Source organism: Variovorax sp. GW458-11-26-14-LB1 (genome assembly GCF_059423965.1).
The window spans coordinates 13,964-35,993 of record NZ_JBWKYW010000041.1 but is presented as its reverse complement, the minus strand read 5'-3'; the positions used below and the strand labels follow the sequence as shown (position 1 = coordinate 35,993).

Sequence of the window (22,030 nt, the reverse complement as noted above, 5' to 3'; positions counted from 1 at the left end):
ACACCCCGCGTCTTGACGGGAATGGCGCCGCTCGCCCCGCGCATCCTGGGACCACCGCTGCACACGCGGTGCGGTCCGGCCTGAGCCTGCGTTCCTGACGAACGGTTTGTTCGCCGGGAGGGCGCTGTGCTGCCCGCATTTCCTGTTGATCTGTCGTTCCACTCATTCCGCGCGCGTCACGTGCATCGCCGGCTATCCGCCGGTGCCTGCGGTGCGGCGCATGTTCCTTACCAAGAGTACCCAGAGGCGATCATGAAATCACTGAATACACCTGTCGTTCATTGCCTGGCCCTCACGGCCGTGACCCTTGCCGCGCTGACGGCCTGCGGCGGCGGCGGAGACAGCGGCGGTGGCGCATCCTTCGGCGGCTCCGGCCTGAATGCGCCGTCGCTGGCCAACGCGCCCGCGGCCGACAGCGGCGACACCACCAAGAAGACCCCCGACGACGGCGTGCCCGCCGCACCCGAATCGGCAGTGGCCGCGGTCGATCGTTCGGCCCGGCCGATGGAGTTGCCCGACACGGTCTGGCCCGTGAACTACAAGCTGTGGTTCCGCCCCGATGCGGCGCTCAAGACTTTCGTGGGTCGCGCCGACGTGGAGATCGACGTGCTCAAGCCGGTCGACGCCATCGTCGTCGCCGCGCACGACCTCAACTTTGCGCGCGGGCGCACCACGCTGCGCAAGGTGTCCAAGCCGGGCGAGGTGATCCCGCTGATTCCCACGCCGCAGACGCGCGGCGACTTCGTGCAGCTGCGCCTGAACGACGGCCAGATCGCCAAGGGCAAGTACCTGCTGCACATGGAGTGGGACGGCAAGATTCAGTTTTCCGACGCCGAGTACTGCACGCCGGAAGTGATGGCGAAGAACCCGCTGTGCTCGGCCGCGTCGGGCATCTTCAAGGTGGGCCTGTCCACGCCCGAGGGCGTGAGCAGCGACGCCATCGTGACGCAGGGCGAAACCAACTTTGCGCGCCAGTGGTTCCCGGGCTGGGACGAGCCGGCCTTCCGCCACACCTTCGAGATCTCGGCCGAGGTGCCGGGCGACTGGAAGACCGTGTCCAACGGCGCGCAGACCGAGGCCGTGAAGCTGCCCGACGGCTATCAGCGCGTGGCCTTCGAGAAGACGCCTTCGATGCCGATGTACCTGGCCTTCTTCGGCGGCGGCAAGTTCGACATCCTGGCCGACACCTTCAAGAACCCGCTGGACGGCAGCGACATGGCGCTGCGCTGGTTCACGCCGCCGGGCCGCTCCGACTGGGCCAAGTTCGCGATGGAGTGGACCAAGGTGTCGATGGACTACTACTACAAGTACACCGGCATCTCGCTGCCCTTCAAGAAGTTCGACACCGTGGCCGCCAACGACAGCTACGACAACAAGCCCAACACCGGCTTCGGCGGCATGGAGAACTGGGGCGCGATCTTCGAGTTTGCCGACGCGGTGCTCACCAAGCCCGGCGACAAGCCCACGCTGTACTCGGTGACCGTGGTCACGCACGAGGTGGCGCACCAGTGGTTCGGCGACCTCGTCACGCTCGACTGGTGGGACAACGTGTGGCTCAACGAGTCGTTTGCGCGCTGGTTCGAACGACGCACCACGATCAAGTTCCACCCCGAGTACTACAGCTTCTCCGACTACGTGCTCGACAAGCACAACGTGATCGTGGCCGACCTGAAGCCCTCGGCCGTGCCGGTGCAGCGCAACCTGAACGACGCGGGCTCCTTCGGCTTCATCAGCCCGGCGATCTTTGTCTACAACAAGGGCAGCCACGTGCTAGAGATGGTGCAGAACTACATCGGCGAAGAGGCGATGCAGAAAGGCCTGCAGATCTACCTGAAGGACTACGCGTTCGGCAACGTCACGCCCACGCGGTTGTGGACCTCGCTGGAGAAGGCGGCCGGCGGCAAGAAGGTGAGCGAGATCGGCGACAGCTTCATCCGCCAGACCGGCATTCCGCTGCTCACGGTCGATGCGCAGTGCGCCGGCGACCGCACCTACGTCAACATCACGCAGGAGTCGTTCCCCAACCAGAACCAGTTCCCGGCCTCGACGTGGACCATTCCCGTCACGCTGGCGTACGGCGACGCGATGGAAAAGCGCGAGACCTTCGTGATGTCGAACAACGCCACGCAGGTCGAGCTGCCGGGCTGCACCGCGGTGCTGGCCGGGCCGACGGGGCAGGACTACTACGTGAGCAACTACAGCGCGCCCTCGTGGAGCAACCTGCTGGCCAAGGTGCAGAACTTCGCGGGCAACAAGCCGCTGCTGCTGAACATCGAGCGCGATGCCTTCCGCCTGCTGGGCGTGGGGCGCATCACGCAGGCGCAGTACGACCAGATCAAGGGCGTGCTCAACCTGCCGGCGCCGCTGCTCGCCAAGACGCAGCTGAGCCAGCAGAAGATGGCGGCGGTGGACGCGGGCGGCAAGGAGGAGTACCCGCACGCGCTGCGCTTCCAGGGCAGCCTGACGCTGCGCGAGAACCAGAAGCGTTGAGTTGAACTGAACTCACTTTCGTGAACCCTCGCATGTGCCGCTCGGCGGCGCATGCGTCACCTCATTCGAACCTCATGAAAACTCTTCTGAATTCTTTGCTGGCAGTGGCCTGCGTGTCACTACTCTCGGCCTGCGGCGTGCGCGGCGGGCCCGAAACCGAACTGGTCGGCGTCTATGCCGTCGAGCGCAACGGCGTGCTCAAGGAGGTCGTCAAGATCGAGCGCGACGGCGACCGCTACATCATGCGCGACAAGGTGCGCACGCCCGAATGGAGCGAACCCAAGATGCAGATGCAACCGGTGTCGCGCGAGCGCTGGAGCCGCATCACCACCGACACGGAGAACACGTCCTTCGTCGGCATTTCGAGCGACCAGCTCGGCATCTTCAAGGTGCCGCCCGGGTGGCAGAAGAACGGCTTCAAAACCCAGACGGGCTACTTCCTCTTCTATTCGCAGGGACCGGTGGAAGCGCACAAGCTCTGATCGGCCACCACCACCATCACGACAGCACTCAGCGGGCACAGGACACTGGGTGCTTCCCGCAGCGAAATCAAGGAGGAGGCCGAAGGCCGGGGGACATTCGCGGAGGGAAGTACCCGGTGGCCTGTGCACGCGCCCTGAACAAGAGCGCTCAGTTACGGCGCAACGATCGCGCCTTCGATGCGATGGCGTTTCAACGCATCGGCCACAAAGCCAGAAGCCTTCATCTCCTCGACAAAGGCAGCAAGCAGCGCCTGCGCCTCAGCCCCCCGGCTGGCCGGTGTCCCCATCGCCTGCTGGATCACCATGAAGCGCCCCGGCAGCACACGCACCCCCGGCGCACGGGCCGCTTCGCCTTCGAGCAGCTGGCGAATGCCCGCCGCCACCTCGACCTGCCCCGCGCGCAATGCAGCGAGCGCAGGCCCCGCGCCCTGAAGGCGCACGATCTCGGCCGCCTTGATCTCGCGCGTGAGGAACAGGTCGTAGGCGCTCCCAGAGCCGACCGAGATGCGGTGGCCTTCAGCATCGACCTGCGCGTTGTCGGTCAGCGCAGAGGATTCGGGCACGAGGTAGCTGCCCTCGATCAGCACATAAGGCGCCGTGAAGCGCAGCCCTTCGCTGCGCGCCGGATCGACCGCGAAGAAGCCGATGTCGGCCTTCTCGTTCTTCACCGCGTCCACCGAGGCTGCGGCCTTCTCGAACACCACCAGCTCGATGCCCACGCCAAGCCGCCGCGCGAACTCGCGGGCCAGGTCGATCGACACGCCGACCGGCTCGCCCGTGGTGGCGTCCTTGTTGGCCAGGATCGGATTGCCGAGGTTGATCGAGGCGCGCAGCGTGCCGCTGGGCGCGAAGGCGGTCACGAGGGCGGAAGAGGGCGAAGTGGTCATGGCGTCCGTTCGTCGGGAAGGCGGGGATGAAGGCCGCCAGTTTACGGGCCGTGGGGCCGCCGGTTCAGCGCGCCATTCACCGCGCGGAGAGCGGCTCCAGCCCCGTCTTCGCGATCGTCGGCGCCGCGGCCGGCGCGTTGAGGTAGCGGATCAGCTGGCGCGCCGCCTCGGGCTGCTTCGAGGCCGTGGCCACGCCGGCCGAGAACACCGTCACGCGCTGCACCTCGGCGGGCAGCGGGCCGATGTAGTCGATGCCTTCGATGGGCAGCAGCTCGCTCACCTGCTGCAGGCCGAGGGCCGCGTCGCCGCGCGCCACCACCGTGCCCACGCGCTCGCTGAGGATGCGCTTGCTCTTGGGCTTCACCTGGTCCTCGATGCCCAGCGTCTTGAGCAGCTCGGTCTCGTAGTACGTGCCGCTCGCGCTTGCCGAGTAGGCGATCGACGGCGCTGCGAGCAGCGTGCGCTTGAGCGCATCGACCGTGCCGATGTCGGGCTTGGGCGCACCCTTGCGCACCGCGAAGCCGATCGACGAGCGCACCAGGTCGACCTGGCTGCCCGCCACCACCTTGCCCTGCGCCACCAGCGCATCGAGCGCGGGGCGCGCCAGGATCACGACGTCGGCCGGCTCGTTGCGCCCCAGGCGGCTGGGAATCGAGTCGCTGGCGTTGCCCATCGACGCGCCGTAGGCCGTCTTCACGCTGCGGCCGGTGCTGCGCTCGAAGCCGGGGCGCAGCTCGTTGTAGGCGGCGGTGAAGCCGCCGGAGGTCATGACGTGGATGTCGCCCGTCGCGGCGGGTGGGGTGCTGACGCAACCGGCGAGCGCGAAGGAGGCGGCCAGCGCCAGGGCGGCGCGGCGGGTCAGGGCGGAACGAGGGAAGGCGAAGGCTGTCACGGCGTGTGTCTCCTGAAGATCGTGCCGTGCCATCGTAGGGGCCGAGGCTGTCAATCGGCCTTCAGGAAATTCCGGGTAACTACTAGCGCGAGGGTTTGGGCGGGTCCGCGTCCTTGGCGGGCGCAGCCGCCGCCGGCAGGCGCCCCCGTTTCGCCAGCCCTTCGCGCAGCAGGAACTCGACCTGCGCGTTCGCGCTGCGCAGCTCCTGGGCCGCCAGCCGCTCGATCTCGGCCCACAGGGCCGGATCGATGCGCAGCGGGTAGGACTTCTTACCGGGACTGGCCATCAGGGAACAACGACGTGGGGGCGGTGGACAGGTGCCGTGGATGCATCAGGTGTAGAGCGTGCCCGTGTTGACCACGGGCTGGGTTTCGCGGTCCGAGCACAGTACCACCAGCAGGTTCGACACCATCGAGGCCTTGCGCTCGTCGTCGAGCACGACGAGATTGCGCTCCGACAGGCCCTTGAGGGCGGCCTCGACCATGCCGACCGCGCCCGCCACGATCTGGTGCCGCGCGCTCACGATGGCCACCGCCTGCTGGCGCCGCAGCATCACCTGGGCGATCTCGGGCGCGTAGGCCAGGTGAGTGAGCTTGGCATCGAGCACCTCGACGCCGGCGCTGGCAAAGCGCTGGTTCAGCTCGGCCTTGAGGGCGTCGGCCACCACGTCCAGGCCGGCGCGCAACGTGACCTCGTCGCTTTGCAGGTCGTCGCCGCTGTCGTAGGCGTAGAGCGTGGCCAGGTGGCGGATGGCGGCTTCGGACTGGATGGCGACGAACTTGTTGTAGTCGTCGATCTCGAACACGGCCTGCGCCGTGTCGTGCACGCGCCAGACCACGGCCGCGCCGATTTCCACCGGGTTGCCGCGCTTGTCGTTCACCTTCAGCGGCGGCGTGTTGAGGTTGCGCGCGCGCAGCGAGATCTTCTGGCCCGACTGGAACGGGTTGGTCCAGCGCAGGCCCTCGCTGCGGTCGGTGCCCTGGTACTTGCCGAAGAGCGTGAGGATGATGCCCTCGTTGGGCTTGAGCATGTACAGGCCCGGCAGCAGCGAGACGCCGACGACGATCAGCAAGATGCTCAGGGGCAGCGGCATCATCCGCCGCACGAGAACCCAGGCGCCGACCGCAAGGATCAGCAGCGCCACGGCGACGATGCCGTATCCGTTGACGGACCGGTACGGCCGCTCCCTGCGGACCGGGCGAGGGATGGACGGGGTCTGCTCGTGCATGAAGGCCTCCTGTTGAAAGTGATATCACTCTAATATCTTTTTGGAGGTCGTCAAGGCTTTCTTTCGGCTCGCCTTCGCCGGTTCGGCTGCCTCGCGCAGGCACTGCGCAAACTGCGCGACGAGGGGCGGGCTGGCGCGTGGCTTGCGCTGCAGGAGGCCGATCTCGCGATGGAACGTGGCCTCGCCGAGGGACAGCATGCGCACGCCCGGCGGCAGCGGCAAGTGGGCCTCGACCCACGGCACGAGCGCAACGCCCAGGCCCTTGGAGGCCAGGTGGATGAGCCCGGAGATTTCGTCGACCTCGATGGCGTCGTTGACCACGAGGCCTTCGCGCTGGAGGAATCGTTCGACCATGCGCCCGCCGAACGATGCGCGGTCGTAGCGCAGGAACGGCTGTTCCTGCAGCAGCGTGCGCCAGTTCCTGCCCGGCACGCTCGCGGGGGCAATGAGCACATAGGGCTCGCGCACCAGGGTCTGCCAGGTCAGCTCGGGAAGAATGCCGAAAGGCGGCCGGATGATCACGGCCGCATCGATGCTGCCGGCGTCCAGGTCGTCCATCAGCCGCATCGACACGCCGGGCGAGATGTGTACGCGCAGCAGGGGGAAGCCGGCGCGCAATTTTTCGAGCGCCCGCGCCACCAGTGTCGGCTGCGCGGACGCAATGGCGCCGATGCGCAGCAGCCCGGCATTCGCAGCGTCGTCGGGCAGCTCGCCGAGCTTGGCGTAGAGGCCGCAGATTTCTTCCGCCCGGCCCAGCGTGGTCTCGCCCGCCGCATTCAAGGTGGCAGAGCGGCCTGTGCGATCGAAGAGCTGGAACCCCAGGGATTCCTCGAGCCGCTTGATCTGGCTGCTGACGGCCGATTGCGTGAGGCCGATGCGCTCTCCCGCCGCGGCGAATGTGCCGTGGCGACACACGGCGATGAAGGTTCGAAGCTCGGTGATCATTCGGGATTCATCGAAATGGGTGGTGCTCAGCGATGAAATATATCGTTTTCGGTTATGTGGCTCGCTGCTTAGAGTTTGCTCACCCTGAACTCCTTGATCGATGAACCCCATGAGCACCCCCACTGCACGCATCCCGTTCCACCTGGCCTTTCCCGTGCGCGACATCGCCGAGGCGCGCGCCTTCTACGGCGAGTTGCTCGAATGTCCCGAAGGCCGCAGTTCGACCGAGTGGGTCGACTTCAACTTCCACGGCCACCAGATCGTGGCGCACCTGGCGCCCGACGAATGCGGCCACAAGACGCACAGCGCCGTGGACGGCCATGACGTGCCCGTGCGCCACTTCGGCGCCGTGCTGCCGATGGACCTGTGGCAGGCAATGGCCGACAAGCTCATCGCACGCCAGACGAAATTCGTGATCGAGCCCTACATCCGGTTCAAGGGCGAGCCCGGCGAACAGGCGACGATGTTCTTTCTCGACCCGTCGGGCAACGCCATCGAGCTGAAGTCCTTTGCGGACCTGGATTCGCTGTTCGCCGTCTGAAAGCGCCGACGTGAAAACAACCCACTGCCTTCTGGCGGCCGCAACGGCCGCGGCGCTCCTGCTGAGCGCCGGGCGTGCATCCGCCCAAACCGACGTGCTGAAGAAGATCAGGGAGTCCGGCGCCATCACCATGGGCGTGCGCGACGCCTCGGGCGCCATGTCCTTCACCCTGGGGCCCGGCAGCTACACGGGCTTTCACGTCGAGGTCTGCGAACGTGTCATTGCCGACATCGGGAAGGCGTTGCAGATCGGCAAGATCCACGTGAAGTACCAGCTCGTCACGCCGCAGAACCGCATGCCGCTCGTGCAGAACGGAACGGTCGACATCGAGTGCGGCACCACGACCAACAATGCGGCGCGCCAGAAAGACGTCGCGTTCGCCCCGACGCTCTATGTCGAAGGGGTTCGCATCGCGGTCAAGGCGACATCCGGCGTTGCTTCTGCGGCCCAGCTCGCCGGCAAGGCGGTGGCCGTCACGACGGGGAGCACCTCCGTCCAGCTCCTGAGAAAACTCAAGCGCGACAACGCCCCGGAGATCGCGCAGGTGTACGCCAAGGACAACAGCGAAGGGTTCCTGCTGCTCGAATCGGGCCGCGCAGAGGGCTTCGTCGCCGACGGGCAGATCCTTGCCACCTTGATTTCCAGGAGCAAGGAGCCCGCGCAGTACCGCTTGCTCGACCAGGTGCTCAGCGTCGAGCCGATCGCGATCATGATTCCCAAGGGCGATGCCGCGTTCAAGAAGCTGGTCGATCAAAGCGTCCTGGCGTTGGCAAGGAGCGGGGGGGCCGCGCGGCTCTACGACAAGTGGTTCATGCAACCCATTGCGCCGCACGGCGCGAAGGTGGGGCTGCCGGCCAGTGCCCTGACCAGGGCCGCCTGGGCCAACCCCAGCGACAAGCCGATGGAAGACTACGAGGTGCGATAGGGCGGCACCCGCAAGGCGACGAGGTCGAATCAGACGATCAGGTCGAAGCAGCAGCCCGCGTAGTACGGCTTGTCCCCGCCATCGACGAAGGGCACCTCGATCGGCTTGCCCTCGTTGCGCCACACGTCGCGCTTGCGGTAACCGGAGCGTGCCAGGTCGGCCAGCAGCTCGTCGTGGTGCTGGATGCGGTAGGCGCACACGGCCACGCCGATGCTGTTGAGCGTGTAGATCGTGCGCTCGGGGTGCACGGCCGTGGTGTTCATGACGATGCGCCGGGGCTTCACGGCAAGCGCGGAAAGAATGGCGTCCATGCGCATCGGGAGGTACTGCAGGCTGCCCGACACGTACAGCACGTCGCAGCCGCTCGCGTCGCGGTAGTCGGTGGTGAAGCCGAGCTGCGCGGTCGCCTCGCGCTTGACGGCCATCGCGCGGCCGCTCTCGACCACGCCGGGCACGTCGCACACCGTCCAGCGCAGGGTGTCGGGGTAGCTCAGCACGCGCCGGAAGGCGTAGTACTTGATGCCGACGTGCCCGCCCAGGTCGAACACGCGCGTCAGGCCCGCATCGATGGAACGGCCCAGCCAGAAGAGGCCGGGATAGTCGTAGAAATAGATCTGCGGGCTGTAGAGCTCGCCCGCGTCGGCATTGGCGTAGCCGACGGCCTTGCTGGGCGGCGCGCCAGCCTCGGCCGCCTCGAAGCTCTCGAACGACCCCATGAAGAGGTTCTCGTCCGTGTTGTTCAGGAACTTGCGCCGGTAGGCGCTTTCGCGGGGCGGGAAGGTCAGCAGGCTTGAAAGCATGTCTCTCTCCTGTGGCTTTCGCATTCTGAGCGCAACCGGCGTCTTTGGGGCGATAGCCCAGCGCCGCGGGGGCGGTTACCCCGTGGGGCTTTACATGCCGCTCGCCAGTGCCGCAGCCGCCGCGCGGGTCTCCACGCCCAGCTTCTCGAAGATGTGCTCCAGGTGCTTGTTCACCGTGCGCGGGCTGGTGCCCAGGATCTCGCCGATGTCGCGGTTGGTCTTGCCCTTGGCGAGCCAGGACAGCACCTCGGTCTCGCGCGGCGTGAGGGCCGCATCGGCCAGGCGCGCGGCCGGGCCTTCGCGCTGGATGGCGAACAGCAGCATGGTCTCGCCCAGCGCCGCCGCGCCCAGGTTGCGCACCGACAGGCGCATGCCCGTGGCGGTGCCGATGGCGATCGACGCACCCGGCGCCAGCGCGGGCTCCACCGACGCGGGCAGGCGGCCCGGCGCCACCGGGTCTTCGAGCGCGTGCAGCCACAGCGCGGCCTGCGGCGAGCGCCAGGCGATGCGCCCGCGCGTGTCGACGAACACCACGCCCATGCCCGCCACGTCGACCGCGTCGCGCGCCATGCGCGTGATGCGGGCGTTGCGTGTGTGGGTGTGCAGCCGCGCCAGCACCTCCTGCGCGCGGATCGGCTTCACCACGTAGTCGACGCCGCCGCACTCGAAGCCCTCGACCACGTGCGCGGTTTCCGACAGGCCCGTCATGAACAGCACCGGAATGTGCGCCAGCGCCGCGTTAGCCTTGATGCGCCGGCAGGTCTCGAAGCCCGAGAGGCCGGGCATGAGGCCGTCGAGCAATATCGCGTCGGGCACCACCAGCTCGAGCCGCTGCAGCGCGGCCTCGCCGTCGGCCGCCACCAGCACGGTGTAGCCGCTGGCCTCGAGCGTGTCGCACAGCATGCCCAGGCTGCTGGGGGCGTCGTCCACCACCAGCACGACGGGGCGTTCGGATTCATGACCGGGCGAGGGGAGTGTCTGCATCTTCTGCCAGTGCGTTGCGGAGGTTGTCGAGTTCGAAGCGCGCGACCATGCCGCGCAGCCAGGTGCAGGTGGCCGCCGCGGCGGGCGAGGCCGCGGCCAGCCGGTCGAGCGCGGTGTGCAGGCCGCGCACATGGCCCATCTGCACCAGGCGCATGAGGTCGGCACGGTCGTCTTCGCCGAGCGCGAGCAGGGGCGGGCGCACCGGCGTCGTGTCGGGGTCGGCGGGCGGCGGCAGGGCGTCGCCGATGGCCAGCCATTCGAGGCCCAGGTGCCGCTCCAGCGTGGCGATGAGTTCCGACTCGATCACCGGCTTGCCCACGAAGGCCTGGCAGCCTGCGGCGCGCAGCCGGTCGGACTGGTTCTCGAACATGTTGGCCGAGACGATGATGATCGGCAGCTCGGCAAAGCCCGAGGCCCGCACCGAGCGCGCGGTCTGCCAGCCGTCCATGTCGTCCATCGTCAGGTCCAGCAGGATGGCCGAGGGCAGCTCTTCGCGCAGGCTGTCCAGGCACTCGGTGCCGCTGGCCGCCTCGCGCACCGTGAAGCCCAGTGGCGCGAGCATGCCGGCGAGCATCTGGCGCTGCACCGGCTGGTCGTCCACCACCAGCAGCGTGCGGCGCTCGCCCAGGTAGCCCGACACCGGTTCGCGTGAGCCCGCCTGGGGGCCGGGGTCGGAGACCTCACGCAGGTACACGCGCACGCTGAAGGTGCTGCCCGCCGACGAGGTCGACGCCAGTTTGAGCTCGCCGCCCATGAGCGAGGTGAGCAACCCCGTGATGGTCAAACCCAGTCCCGTGCCCGGCTCGCCGCGCCGGCGGCCTGCGGCGCCGCGCTCGAAGGGCAGGAAGATGCGCTGGCGGTCCTGCGGCGCCACGCCGATGCCGGTGTCGACCACGTCGAAGCGCAGCACCTCGCGCCGCGCGTCGACGTGCAGCGTGACGGTGCCGCTGTCGGTGAAGCGCACGGCGTTGGTCAGCAGGTTGATGAGAATCTGGCGCAGCCACTTCACGTCGGCATGCACCCACGGCGGCAGCCGGCCCGCATGGGTGTAGACGAACGCCAGGCCCTTGGCCTCGGCCTGCGGCCGCACCATCTGCACCACCTGGTCGAGAAAGGCCGGCAGCGCCAGCGGCGAGGGCTCCAGCTGCAGCCGCCCGGCCTCGATGCGCGCCAGGTCGAGCAGCCCGTCGATGAGGCCCAGCATGTGCTCGCCGCTGCGGTGGATGGTCTGCACCGCCTCGCGCGGCGGCAGGGCCGCGTCGCCGCCCTTGAGCAAAATCTGCGAGTAGCCCAGGATGCTGTTGAGCGGCGTGCGCAGCTCGTGCGTCATGCCGGCCACGTAGCGGGTCTTGGCTTGGTTGGCGGCCTCGGCGGCTTCCTTGGCGGTCTGCAGCGCGGCGTCGGTGCGGCGGTGCGCTTCGATTTCGAGCGCGAGCAGGTTGTTGTGGCGGTTCGATTCTTCCTGCGCCATCTGCCGGCTCTCGCTGCCCAGCACCACCCACCACGCGGCCACGGCGGCGATCACCGAGAGCAGCGCGAACACTTTCAGAAAAGCCGTCGCCATCGCCGAATCGATGGTGCCCGCGATGGCCTCCTGCGCGTAGACCACGCCCACCACCGTGGCCAGCAGCGCAATGAGCGAGGTGGCGACCAGCAGGTAGTGCGCGACGCGGAAGTTCAGCCGCGCCGACAGCGCGGGCGGCAGCAGCGCCTGCAGCCAGCCGCTCATCTGCTCGGCCGCGCGCGAGTCGGTCTTGCAGCGGTCGTGGCAGCGCGACTCGAGCGTGCAGCACAGCGAGCAGATCGGCGCGCTGTAGGCCGGGCAGTGCGCCATGTCTTCCGACTCGAAGCTGTTGTCGCACACCGAGCACTTCACGCTCTGGCCCGGCGTCCAGCGGTCGATGTCGGTGCGCGCCAGGTAGTAGCGCCCGCGCGTCCGCCACGCCAGCAGCGGCGACACGGCCATGGCCGTGGCCAGCGCGATGAAGGGCGAGAAGGCCCGCGCCCACTGGCCGAGTGCGCCGGAATAGGCCAGCATCGCGAGCGCCGCCGCCACCAGCATCGCGACCAGGCCCACGGGGTTGATGTCGTACAGGTGCGCGCGCTTGAACTCGATGGTCTTCGGGCTCCAGCCCAGCGGTTTGTTGATGACGAGGTCTGCCACCAGCGCGCCGACCCAGGCGATGGCGATGTTGCTGTAGAAGCCCAGCACGTGCTCCAGTGCCGCGAACACGCCCAGCGCCATCAGCAAAATCGCGATGGCCACGTTGAACACCAGCCACACCACGCGCCCTGGGTGGCTGTGCGTGAGCCGCGCGAAGAAGTTCGACCACGCCAGCGAGCCCGCGTAGGCGTTGGTCAGGTTGATCTTCATCTGCGAGACCACCACGAACAGCACCGTGATGCCCAGCACCCACGCCGGGTCGCGCAGCACGTACGAGAAGCCCGTGAGGTACATCTGCGTGGGCTCGATCGCGTGGTTGGCCGGTATCTCGTGCTGCAGCGCCAGGAAGGCGAGGAACGCGCCGCCCATCATCTTGAGCATGCCGGGCACGATCCAGCCCGGCCCCGCGACCAGCACCGCCGTCCACCAGCGCCCGCGGTTGGCGGCGGTCTTTTCGGGCAGAAAGCGCAGGTAGTCGACCTGCTCGCCGATCTGCACCACGAGCGAGAAGGCCACCGTGGCCGCCGCGCCGAACATCAGCGGATCGAAGCCGCTGCTGTCCGAGGTGCGGCCCACGAGCCCGGTGAAGTCGGCGTACAGCTCGGGCTTCTTCACCATCACCGCGATGAAGGGGCAGACGAACAGCACGATCCAGATCGGCTGCGTCCACAGCTGCAGCCCCGAGATGAGCGTGATGCCGCGCGCCACCAGCGGAATGATCACGATCGACGACACCAGGTACAGCAGCCACAGCGGCCAGTCCAGGTACATCTGCAGCGCCAGCGCGAGGATGGCCGCCTCGAGCGCGAAGAAGATGAAGGTGAAGCTCGCGTAGATCAGCGAGGTGAGCGTGGAGCCCAGGTAGCCGAAGCCAGCGCCGCGCGTGAGCAGGTCCATGTCCACGCCGTGGCGCGCCGCATAGTACGAGATGGGCAGGCCCGTGAGGAAGGTGATGAGCCCCACCACCAGGATCGCCCACAGCGCGTTCGAGAAACCGTAGCTCAGCGCGATGGCGCCGCCGATGGCCTCCAGCGCCAGGAACGAGGTGGCGCCGAAGGCCGCGTTGGCCACGCGGAACTCCGACCACTTGCGAAAGCTGCGCGGCGTGTAGCGCAGCGCGTAGTCCTCCAGCGTTTCGTTCGCGACCCAGGCGTTGTAGTCGCGGCGGATGCGAAAGATCTTCTGTCCGGAGACGGATGTCATGGCGGGTTCTCGCGGCGGCGGCAACGGTGGCATGCGGCAGGTACAGCAAGAAGCGCTCCCTGCTGTCCCGTGCCTTGTCTGCTCGCGAGTCTGCGGCCCGGGCAGGGGCCTATCGCTACGTTGAATGACGTATTCGCGCAGAGGCAAGTGATTTCTAAAGTACCAGCCATGGTGCTCGCAGCACCGTCCGATGCACTGCGATGGTGCGCGGCTCACTCTTCTTTCAACCTGCCTGGAGTTCCTGATGTCGCGTGATTCCGATCCTTCTTCCCTCGATGCCATGGCACTGCGCCGCCGCCGCCTGCTGCAGGGCGCCGCCGCGCTGCCCGTGATGGGCCTGAGCGGCCTGAGCTTCGGCCAGGGTCAGTTCCCCACGGCCAAGGTCAACACCACCAAGCTCGCGGTGACCGACACCGAAGTCACGGTGGGCCAGCTGCATTCGTCCACCGGCACCATGGCCATCTCGGAGACCGGCTCCATCCAGGCCGAGCAGCTCGCCATCGACCAGATCAACGCGATGGGCGGCATCCTGGGTCGCAAGATCAAGGTCATCAAGGAAGACGGCGCCTCCGACTGGCCCACCTTCGCCGAGAAGTCGAAGAAGCTCCTGGTCAACGACAAGGTCGCGGCCGTGTTCGGCTGCTGGACCAGCGCCTCGCGCAAGGCCGTGCTGCCGGTGTTCGAAAAAGAGAACGGCCTGCTGTACTACCCGACCTTCTACGAAGGTCTGGAGCAGAGCAAGAACGTGATCTACACGGGCCAGGAGGCCACGCAGCAGATCATCTGGGGGCTCGATTGGGGCGCGAAGGAGAAGAAGGCCAAGACCTTCTTCCTGGTCGGCTCCGACTACATCTGGCCGCGCACCTCGATGAAGATCGCGCGCAAGCACATCGAGAACTTCCAGAAGGGTTCGGTCAAGGGCGAGGAGTACTACCCGCTGGGCCACACCAACTTCAACTCGCTGATCAACAAGATCAAGGTCGCCAAGCCCGACTGCATCTTCGCGGCGGTGGTGGGCGGCTCGAACGTGGCCTTCTACAAGCAGCTCAAGGCCGCCGGCATCACGGGCGACAAGCAGTTCCTGCTGACGCTGGCCGTGACCGAGGACGAGATGACCGGCGTGGGCGGCGAGAACTTCGCGGGCTTCTACTCGTCGATGAAGTACTTCCAGACGCTGGACAACGAGAACAACAAGAAGTTCGTGGCCGCCTTCAAGGCCAAGTACGGCAAGGACGCGGTGATCGGCGACGTGACGCAGGCGGGCTACCTCGGCCCGTGGCTGTGGAAAGCGGCCGTGGAGAAGGCGGGCAGCTTCGACATCGACAAGGTGGTCGCGGCGTCGCCGGGCATCGAGCTGAAGACCGCGCCGGAGGGCTACGTGAAGCTCGACGCCAACCACCACCTGTGGAGCAAGGCGCGGATCGGGCAGGGGCAGCTCGACGGCAGCTTCAAGGTCGTTGCGGAGTCGGGCGAACTGATCAAGCCCGATCCGTTCCCGAAGGGGTATCAGTAACTCCCCCGAAGCGGCTCACTTCGTGTAGCCGCCTCCCCCTCAAGGGGGCGACACCTGCGGCCCGGCAAAGCCGGTTCCGCGGTGTCTCACGACTTGTTCCCTGACCCTTACCGGATATTGCGCAATGAGCCTCTCGGACATGATGAACATCGGCCTGATGCAGGGCTTCGCGGGGCTGAGCCTCTTCGCGGTGCTGCTGCTCATGGGCCTCGGGCTCGCGATCATCTTCGGGCAGATGGGCGTGATCAACATGGCGCATGGCGAGTTCATGACCATCGGCGCCTACTCGATCTTCCTGGCCGCGCAGGTGACCGAACGCATGGCGCCTTCGCTCATGCCGTACTACTTTCCGATCGCGATCGGGCTGGCCTTCGTGTTCGCCTTCATCGCCGGCTGGCTCGTGGAGTGGGCGCTGATCCGCCACCTGTACAAGCGGCCGCTCGACACGCTGCTCGCCACCTGGGGCGTGAGCCTGGGCTTGCAGCAGATCTTTCGCACCTTCATCGGCCCGAAGGAAGTGAGCCCCACGCTGCCCGAGTGGCTCATGGGCTCGTGGACGCCGCATGAAGGCCTGGACATTCCGATCAACGGCCTCTTTGTGCTGGCGCTCACGGCGCTGGTCACGGGCGGCGTGCTCATTGCCTTGCACAAGAGCCGCTGGGGCCTGCGGGTGCGTGCCACCGTGGCCAACCGCACCATGGCCAACGCCACCGGCATCGACACCAAGAAGACCGACCGCCTCACCTTCGCCATCGGCTGTGGCATTGCCGGCGTGGCGGGCGCGGCCTTCACCACCATCGGCTCGACCGGGCCGACCTCGGGGTCGCTGTACATCGTCGACGCCTTCCTGGTCGTCACCTTCGGCGGTGCGGCCAGCCTGCTGGGCACCGTGGTCTCGGCCTTCGGCATTGCGCAGACGCAGTCGATCTCGGAGTTCTTCATGACCGGCTCGATGGCCAAGGTGCTGACGCTGTCGCTGATCGTCTTGATTCTCATGATGTGCCCGCAGGGACTTTTCGCAGTCAAGGTCCGTCGCTGAACCCGATTCCTTCCCGGAGAACCTCTCGATGAATTTCCTCAAGGCCTCGATCCGGCGCTACCAGCTCGGCAGCCTCCTGCTGCTGGTGCTGCTGCTCGCGGTGGTGCTGCCGCTGTCGCTCGACATCTTCCGCCTCAACCTCGTGGGCAAGTACCTCACCTATGCCTTCGTGGCCGTGGGCCTCGTCATGGTGTGGGGCTACGGCGGCGTGCTGAGCCTGGGGCAGGGCGTGTTCTTCGGCATCGGCGGCTATGCGATGGCGATGTTCCTGAAGCTCGAAGCGTCGGACCCCATCACCACCAAGATCCAGTCGACGCCCGGCATTCCGGACTTCATGGACTGGAACCAGATCACCGAGCTGCCCGCGCTGTGGCTGCCGTTCAAGAGCCTGCCGCTGAGCCTGGCGCTGGTGGTGCTGGCGCCGATGGCGCTGGCCTGGCTCATCAGCTTCGCGATGTTCAAGCGCCGCGTGGGCGGCGTGTACTTCGCGATCATCACGCAGGCGGTGGCGCTGATCTGCACGGTGCTCATCATCGGCCAGCAGGGCTACACGGGCGGCGTGAACGGCATGACCGACCTGAAGACGCTGCTGGGCTGGGACACCCGCACCGACAGCGCCAAGTACATCCTCTACTACGTCTGCGTGGGCCTGCTCGTGGCCAGCATCGTGCTGTGCCGCTGGGTGCAGACGAGCAAGCTGGGCACGCTGCTGCTGGCCATGCGCGACAAGGAAGACCGCGTGCGCTTCTCGGGCTACGACGTGTCGAACTTCAAGGTCTTCACCTTCTGCCTGGCGGCCGGGCTCTCGGGCATCGGCGGCGCGATGTTCGCGCTGCAGGTGGGCTTCATGTCGCCGAGCTTCGTGGGCATCGTGCCCTCGATCGAGATGGTGATCTTCTGCGCCGTCGGCGGCCGCATGAGCCTGGTAGGCGCGGTGTACGGCGCGCTGCTGGTCAATGCGGGCAAGACGCTGTTCTCCGAGAGCTTTCCCGACCTGTGGCTGTTCCTGATGGCCGCGCTCTTCATCGGCGTGACCATGGCCTTCCCGATGGGCCTGGCGGGCCTGTGGGAAGACACGATCAAGCCGTGGTGGGCCTCGCGCCGCCAAGCCCTGCGCGACGCCGCGGTGAAGCCGCCGCCCGCCGCCGTGTCGGCCCCTTCACCCGTCGCCGCGCCGCAGGCCGAGCCCGTGCTGCCCGAAGGCATCGGCCGCCAGCGCGCCTGACCGACACCGGAGCCCCTCCTCATGAGCAACACCGACTTCGCACTCGCCGTGGAAGACCTCAGCGTCTCCTTCGACGGCTTCAAGGCCATCGACGACCTGACGCTGTACATCGACAGGAACGAGCTGCGCGTGATCATCGGCCCCAACGGCGCCGGCAAGACCACGCTGCTGGACCTGATCTGCGGCAAGACACGCGCCAGCGCCGGCAGCATCAAGTTCAAGAACACCGAGCTCACGAAGATGGCCGAGCACAAGCGCGTGCGGCTGGGCATCGGCCGCAAGTTCCAGACGCCGTCGATCTACGAGAACCTCAGCGTGTTCCAGAACCTGGAGGTGTCCTTTCCGAAGGGCCGCTCGGTGTTCGGCGCGCTGGCCTTCCAGTGCGACGACGAGGTCAAGGGCAAGGTGCAGGCGATTGCCACGGAGATCGGTCTGGCCGACAAGCTCGGCACCGAAGCGGGCCTCTTGAGCCACGGCCAGAAGCAGTGGCTGGAGATCGGCATGCTGCTGATGCAGGAGCCCGAGCTGCTGATGCTCGACGAGCCCATCGCCGGCATGAGCGCGCGCGAACGCGAACTCACGGCCGACCTGCTCAAGCGCATCTGCCAGAACCGCGCCGTGATCGTCATCGAGCACGACATGGCTTTCGTGAAGCAGATCGCGCACAAGGTCACCGTGATGCACCAGGGAAAGATCCTCGCCGAAGGGCCGATGGAGAAGGTGCAGGCCGACCCGAAGGTCATCGATGTCTACCTGGGGCACTGAACCATGAGCACCATCATGTTGAAGGTCGAAGACCTGCACGTCGCCTACGGCCAGAGCGAGGCGCTGCACGGCCTTTCGTTCGAAGGCCATGCGAACGAAACCATCGCCATCATGGGCCGCAACGGCATGGGCAAGACCACGCTGTTCAAGAGCCTCATGGGCATCCTGCCGATCAAGAGCGGGCGCATCGAGGTCGCGGGGCAGGACGTGTCGCGCGACGAGAGCTTTCGCCGCGTGGCCAAGGGCATCGCCTATGTGCCGCAGGGCCGGATGATCTTCCCGACACTGACCGTCGAAGAGAACATCCAGACGGGCCTGGAGAACTCGAAGACCCGGCGCATCCCCGAAGAAATCTACGCGCTGTTCCCCGTGCTGTGGGACATGAAAAGCCGCAAGGGCGGCAACCTTTCCGGCGGCCAGCAGCAGCAGCTCGCCATTGCACGCGCGCTCGTCACCGACCCCAAGGTGCTGCTGCTCGACGAGCCCACCGAAGGCATCCAGCCTTCGATCATCAAGGACATCGCCAAGGCGCTCAACGAGATCCGCAAGCTGCGCGGCATCACCATCGTCGTGTCCGAGCAGGTGCTGAGCTTCGCGATGGACGTGGCCGACCGGCTCTTCGTCATCGAAGGCGGACGCCTCGTGCACGAGACCGCGCGCGACAAGACTGATGTCGATCACATCAAAGCCTATCTCTCTGTCTAACCACAACCCCAGGAGCCACTGCACATGACGGACACGCTGATCAAGGTCGACCTGACCAAGCCGCCCACGGAGAACGAAAACGTCCACAACCGCTGGCACCCGGACATTCCGATGGCCTGCTGGGTCAACCCGGGCGACGACTTCATCCTCGAGACCTTCGACTGGACCGGCGGCTTCATCAAGAACAACGACAGCGCCGACGACGTGCGCGACATCGACCTGAGCACGGTGCACTACCTCTCGGGCCCGGTGGGCGTGAAGGGCGCGGAGCCCGGCGACCTGCTGGTGGTCGACCTGCTGGACATCGGTGCCAAGCAGGACAGTCTCTGGGGCTTCAACGGCTTCTTCTCGAAGAAGAACGGCGGCGGGTTCCTCACCGATCACTTTCCCGAAGCGCAGAAGTCGATCTGGGATTTCAAGGGCATGTTCACGAGCTCGCGCCACATTCCGGGCGTGAACTTCGCGGGCCTGATCCATCCGGGCCTCATTGGCTGCCTGCCCGACAAGCCCATGCTCGACATGTGGAACGAGCGCGAAGGCAAGCTCATCGCCACCGACCCGGACCGCGTGCCCGGCCTCGCGAATCCGCCGTTCGCCGGCACCGCCCACATGGGCAAGATGACGGGCGAGGCGAGGGCGAAGGCCGCAGCCGAGGGCGCCCGCACCGTGCCGCCGCGCGAGCACGGCGGCAACTGCGACATCAAGGATTTGTCGCGCGGCTCGAAGGTGTTCTTCCCTGTGTATGTCGACGGCGCGGGCCTGAGCGTGGGCGACCTGCACTTCAGCCAGGGCGACGGCGAGATCACCTTCTGCGGCGCCATCGAGATGGCCGGCTGGGTGCACATGAAGGTCACGCTCATCAAGGGCGGCATGGCCAAGTACGGCATCAAGAACCCGATCTTCAAGCCCAGCCCGATCACGCCGCAGTACAACGACTACCTGATCTTCGAAGGCATCTCGGTCGACGAGAGCGGCAAGCAGCACTACCTGGACGTGAACGTGGCCTACCGCCAAGCGTGCCTCAACGCCATCGAGTACCTGAAGAAGTTCGGCTACTCGGGCGCGCAGGCCTATTCGATCCTGGGCACGGCGCCGGTGCAGGGCCACATCAGCGGCGTGGTCGACGTGCCCAATTCGTGCGCCACGCTGTGGCTGCCCACGGGCATCTTCGACTTCGACATCAACCCGAACGCCTCGGGGCCTGTGAAGTTCATCGACGGCAGCATCGACATGCCGCTGTCGCACGACCTGCGTTGAAGAGAAGGCTGTACGCATGCCGACCTACGACTACGCCTGCGGGCAATGCGGCGGCTTCGAATCGCTGCGGCCTTCGGGCCAGCGCGACGAGCCCGCCGCCTGCCCCGATTGCGGCACGGCTTCGCCGCGCGTGTTCACCGCCGCGCCGCGCCTGGCGCTGATGGCCGCCGACACGCGCCATGCGATGGCCACCAACGAACGCGCGCGCCACGAGCCCGCGAGCTCGCGCGACTATGCGCGGCTGCGGCATCCCTCGGGCTGCGGTTGCTGCTCGGGATCGTCGCGGCGCAGTGCCACGCAGACCGCGCCGAACGGTGCGAAATCGGCCCCGTCGCGGCGGCCCTGGATGATCTCGCACTGAGGGTTCGGCGTGCATTCCTTGCATGCGCGAGGCGCATGCAAGGAATGCCGGCAGCGAGAACTTTCTCGTGCGTTCCCTCGGGAGGAGAGGGGGTAGGCCGCCGCATCGCATGCGCGGGCGGTGCGCGATTGTTTCAATCCCGTGAACGCCGCGATTCCTTTTGCTGCCGTTTTTTGGGGCGCTTCAGGCTCAAACTTCATCCCATCGACACACCACCTGAAGGAGATTGAAATGAATGCCTCGAAGACCCTCGCCGCCGTTGCGCTCTCGCTCCTGGCTGTTGCCGGTGCCCACGCCGAAACCTATGACGGCGTGCACACCGTGAACTCGACCCTCTCGCGTTCGGAAGTCGCGTCGCAAGCCGTGGCCGCCGCCCGCGCCGGCAACGAGTACAGCGACGGCGCCACCGCCGGCGCACAGACCTTCACCTCGACCGCCGACCGCTCGACGATCCGCGCTGAAGCCGTCGCCAAGGCCCACGACCCGCTCGCCAGCCTCGACCGCCGCGCGTTCTACCGCGACGAAGTGCCGGCTGCGTACAAGAAGCCCAGCGTGTCGTTCACGCGCCAGGCTGGCCTGTAATTGGTCGACTCAGCTCCTTCGGGGGCTGACAAAAAGGAACGGGCCCTCGGGCCCGTTTTTTTGTGCGGTCGCGGATCGCTGTCCTTCGCCTAGGCGTCCTTGCGCCAGCGCGCCGGTGTCGTGCCGGTCCGGCGGCGAAACGCTTCGGTGAAATGTGCCTGGCTGCTGAAGCCGAATGCATTGGCAATTTCCGCCAGCGGCCGGTCCCGCTGTGCGCGCAACACGCGCGTGGCCGCTTCGATGCGTTGTTCGAGGATGAAGGCGTGGGGCGGCCGCCCGAAGGTCGCCTTGAACATCTTTGCGAAGAGGTACGGGCTCATCGACAGCGACGCGGCAAGCCGGCTGATGGGGAGATCGTCCGACAGCTGTTCCGTGATGACCGCGCGCAGCCGCTCGGTGTCGCGCGCGCCGAACTTGCCGGTGCGTGCCGCTTGCTTCGGCGGGGTCGCGCTGTAGCGCTCGCTGAGCAGCCCGACCAGCGCGAGCGTCAACCCCTCGACATAGCGCCGCCCGACCGGTGAGGCGTCGACAGCCTCGTTCCACAGCGCATTGACGAGGTTCGACACCGTCGGATCGAAGAGCTCGTAGCGTGTCTGGAGTTGGATCGGCGGCACATCGCCGTGCAGCAGGCCGTTCAATCGCGCGGCGGGCAACTGCACGGCAATGACTTCCCCTGGCGTGCCGGCCCACCGGGCCTGATCGATGCGGCAGCCAACTTCGTACAGCTCGACCATGGCGGGTGCGGAGCGCAACTCGCGCGAGCGCCCGGCGGTCGTGAACCATCGCTTGCCGCTGCCGGCGCGAACCACCGCCAGCGACGGCTCGATGCAGACCGCCCCGATGACTTCGGCGTCTGCGGGCAAGCGCTCCAGCGTGATGGGCAGGCCGCACCACCCCGGATCCGCGTTCGCCAGCGGGGGGAACGTTCCACTTTCCACAGAAAAGCCGGCCATGGCATCGCTTCTTGAGTACGGATTCCAGCTGCGAAACGGCGCTTCGCATCGCTTGAAAAGTGCAGCTTAGTGCATGTGTCTAAGGGCGC

The 22,030-nt window shown here is 66.9% G+C and carries 21 protein-coding genes; 12 read left to right on the top strand and 9 right to left on the bottom strand.

Translation table 11 applies throughout. The features are described from left to right. Nucleotides 1-252: 252 nt before the first annotated feature. The gene (locus AC07YS_RS23350; RefSeq protein WP_495269794.1) at nt 253-2,490 is read left to right on the top strand and encodes a M1 family metallopeptidase; all 2,238 of its coding nucleotides are present in this window, start codon (nt 253-255) and stop codon (nt 2,488-2,490) included. A gap of 74 nt (nt 2,491-2,564) precedes the next feature. Beyond that, complete coding sequence (locus AC07YS_RS23345) at nt 2,565-2,972, top strand: lipoprotein (protein WP_495269795.1); 408 nt, start codon at nt 2,565-2,567, stop codon at nt 2,970-2,972. Nucleotides 2,973-3,124: 152 nt separating this feature from the next. Here the strand turns inward: AC07YS_RS23345 and AC07YS_RS23340 are convergent, their stop codons facing one another. The 5 genes from AC07YS_RS23340 to AC07YS_RS23320 all read right to left on the bottom strand — a co-directional run bounded on the left by AC07YS_RS23340 (nt 3,125) and on the right by AC07YS_RS23320 (nt 6,924). After that, on the bottom strand, nt 3,125-3,859 hold the full coding sequence (locus tag AC07YS_RS23340) for a transporter substrate-binding domain-containing protein (protein ID WP_495269796.1): 735 nt from the start codon (nt 3,857-3,859) through the stop codon (nt 3,125-3,127). 76 nt (nt 3,860-3,935) lie between these two features. Then, nucleotides 3,936-4,784 (bottom strand): substrate-binding domain-containing protein, encoded by an 849-nt coding sequence (locus AC07YS_RS23335; protein WP_495261746.1) that lies wholly within the window; start codon nt 4,782-4,784, stop codon nt 3,936-3,938. A 49-nt stretch (nt 4,785-4,833) separates the two neighbouring features. Next, nucleotides 4,834-5,037: a type II toxin-antitoxin system antitoxin gene (locus AC07YS_RS23330; RefSeq protein ID WP_062474617.1), complete on the bottom strand. Its 204-nt coding sequence runs from the start codon at nt 5,035-5,037 to the stop codon at nt 4,834-4,836. Between the two features lie 45 nt (nt 5,038-5,082). Beyond that, nucleotides 5,083-5,979 (bottom strand): SPFH domain-containing protein, encoded by an 897-nt coding sequence (locus AC07YS_RS23325; protein ID WP_489057074.1) that lies wholly within the window; start codon nt 5,977-5,979, stop codon nt 5,083-5,085. A 24-nt stretch (nt 5,980-6,003) separates the two neighbouring features. Further along, nucleotides 6,004-6,924: a LysR family transcriptional regulator gene (locus AC07YS_RS23320; RefSeq protein WP_495269809.1), complete on the bottom strand. Its 921-nt coding sequence runs from the start codon at nt 6,922-6,924 to the stop codon at nt 6,004-6,006. A gap of 109 nt (nt 6,925-7,033) precedes the next feature. Between AC07YS_RS23320 and AC07YS_RS23315 the strand changes: the two genes are divergently transcribed. Continuing rightward, nucleotides 7,034-7,465, top strand: a complete 432-nt coding sequence (locus tag AC07YS_RS23315) for a VOC family protein (RefSeq protein ID WP_062474623.1) — start codon at nt 7,034-7,036, stop codon at nt 7,463-7,465. 10 nt (nt 7,466-7,475) lie between these two features. After that, the gene (locus AC07YS_RS23310) at nt 7,476-8,390 is read left to right on the top strand and encodes an amino acid ABC transporter substrate-binding protein (protein ID WP_495269797.1); all 915 of its coding nucleotides are present in this window, start codon (nt 7,476-7,478) and stop codon (nt 8,388-8,390) included. A gap of 29 nt (nt 8,391-8,419) precedes the next feature. On the opposite strand, the gene AC07YS_RS23305 is transcribed toward AC07YS_RS23310, so the two are convergent. The 3 genes from AC07YS_RS23305 to AC07YS_RS23295 form a co-directional block, all read right to left on the bottom strand. Beyond that, nucleotides 8,420-9,190 carry a TIGR04325 family methyltransferase gene (locus AC07YS_RS23305; protein WP_492743870.1) on the bottom strand — a complete coding sequence of 257 codons (771 nt, stop codon included), beginning with the start codon at nt 9,188-9,190 and terminating at the stop codon, nt 8,420-8,422. Nucleotides 9,191-9,280: 90 nt separating this feature from the next. Beyond that, a complete protein-coding gene (locus tag AC07YS_RS23300) occupies nt 9,281-10,174 on the bottom strand; it encodes a response regulator transcription factor (RefSeq protein WP_062474629.1) in 894 nt (297 codons plus the stop codon). Beyond that, the gene (locus tag AC07YS_RS23295; RefSeq protein ID WP_495269798.1) at nt 10,146-13,541 is read right to left on the bottom strand and encodes a hybrid sensor histidine kinase/response regulator; all 3,396 of its coding nucleotides are present in this window, start codon (nt 13,539-13,541) and stop codon (nt 10,146-10,148) included. Before AC07YS_RS23295 ends, AC07YS_RS23300 begins: the two co-directional genes overlap by 29 nt. A gap of 244 nt (nt 13,542-13,785) precedes the next feature. On the opposite strand from AC07YS_RS23295, the gene urtA reads away from it, so the two are divergent. From urtA to AC07YS_RS23255, 8 genes are all read left to right on the top strand, one after another. Next, complete coding sequence (gene urtA / locus AC07YS_RS23290) at nt 13,786-15,054, top strand: urea ABC transporter substrate-binding protein (protein ID WP_062478305.1); 1,269 nt, start codon at nt 13,786-13,788, stop codon at nt 15,052-15,054. Between the two features lie 124 nt (nt 15,055-15,178). After that, nucleotides 15,179-16,093, top strand: a complete 915-nt coding sequence (gene urtB / locus AC07YS_RS23285) for an urea ABC transporter permease subunit UrtB (RefSeq protein WP_495269799.1) — start codon at nt 15,179-15,181, stop codon at nt 16,091-16,093. A gap of 28 nt (nt 16,094-16,121) precedes the next feature. After that, nucleotides 16,122-17,318 carry an urea ABC transporter permease subunit UrtC gene (urtC, locus tag AC07YS_RS23280; RefSeq protein WP_495269800.1) on the top strand — a complete coding sequence of 399 codons (1,197 nt, stop codon included), beginning with the start codon at nt 16,122-16,124 and terminating at the stop codon, nt 17,316-17,318. Between the two features lie 21 nt (nt 17,319-17,339). Continuing rightward, complete coding sequence (urtD, locus tag AC07YS_RS23275; protein WP_495269801.1) at nt 17,340-18,083, top strand: urea ABC transporter ATP-binding protein UrtD; 744 nt, start codon at nt 17,340-17,342, stop codon at nt 18,081-18,083. Between the two features lie 15 nt (nt 18,084-18,098). Further along, nucleotides 18,099-18,788 carry an urea ABC transporter ATP-binding subunit UrtE gene (urtE, locus tag AC07YS_RS23270; protein ID WP_495269810.1) on the top strand — a complete coding sequence of 230 codons (690 nt, stop codon included), beginning with the start codon at nt 18,099-18,101 and terminating at the stop codon, nt 18,786-18,788. 24 nt (nt 18,789-18,812) lie between these two features. Beyond that, the gene (gene fmdA / locus AC07YS_RS23265) at nt 18,813-20,045 is read left to right on the top strand and encodes a formamidase (RefSeq protein WP_495269802.1); all 1,233 of its coding nucleotides are present in this window, start codon (nt 18,813-18,815) and stop codon (nt 20,043-20,045) included. A gap of 16 nt (nt 20,046-20,061) precedes the next feature. Continuing rightward, nucleotides 20,062-20,406 (top strand): zinc ribbon domain-containing protein, encoded by a 345-nt coding sequence (locus tag AC07YS_RS23260; RefSeq protein ID WP_139701700.1) that lies wholly within the window; start codon nt 20,062-20,064, stop codon nt 20,404-20,406. 231 nt (nt 20,407-20,637) lie between these two features. Beyond that, complete coding sequence (locus AC07YS_RS23255; RefSeq protein ID WP_056582144.1) at nt 20,638-20,988, top strand: hypothetical protein; 351 nt, start codon at nt 20,638-20,640, stop codon at nt 20,986-20,988. Nucleotides 20,989-21,077: 89 nt separating this feature from the next. Here AC07YS_RS23255 and AC07YS_RS23250 read toward each other — a convergent pair whose 3' ends face one another. Next, nucleotides 21,078-21,941: a helix-turn-helix domain-containing protein gene (locus AC07YS_RS23250; protein ID WP_492685450.1), complete on the bottom strand. Its 864-nt coding sequence runs from the start codon at nt 21,939-21,941 to the stop codon at nt 21,078-21,080. Nucleotides 21,942-22,030 lie beyond the last annotated feature (89 nt).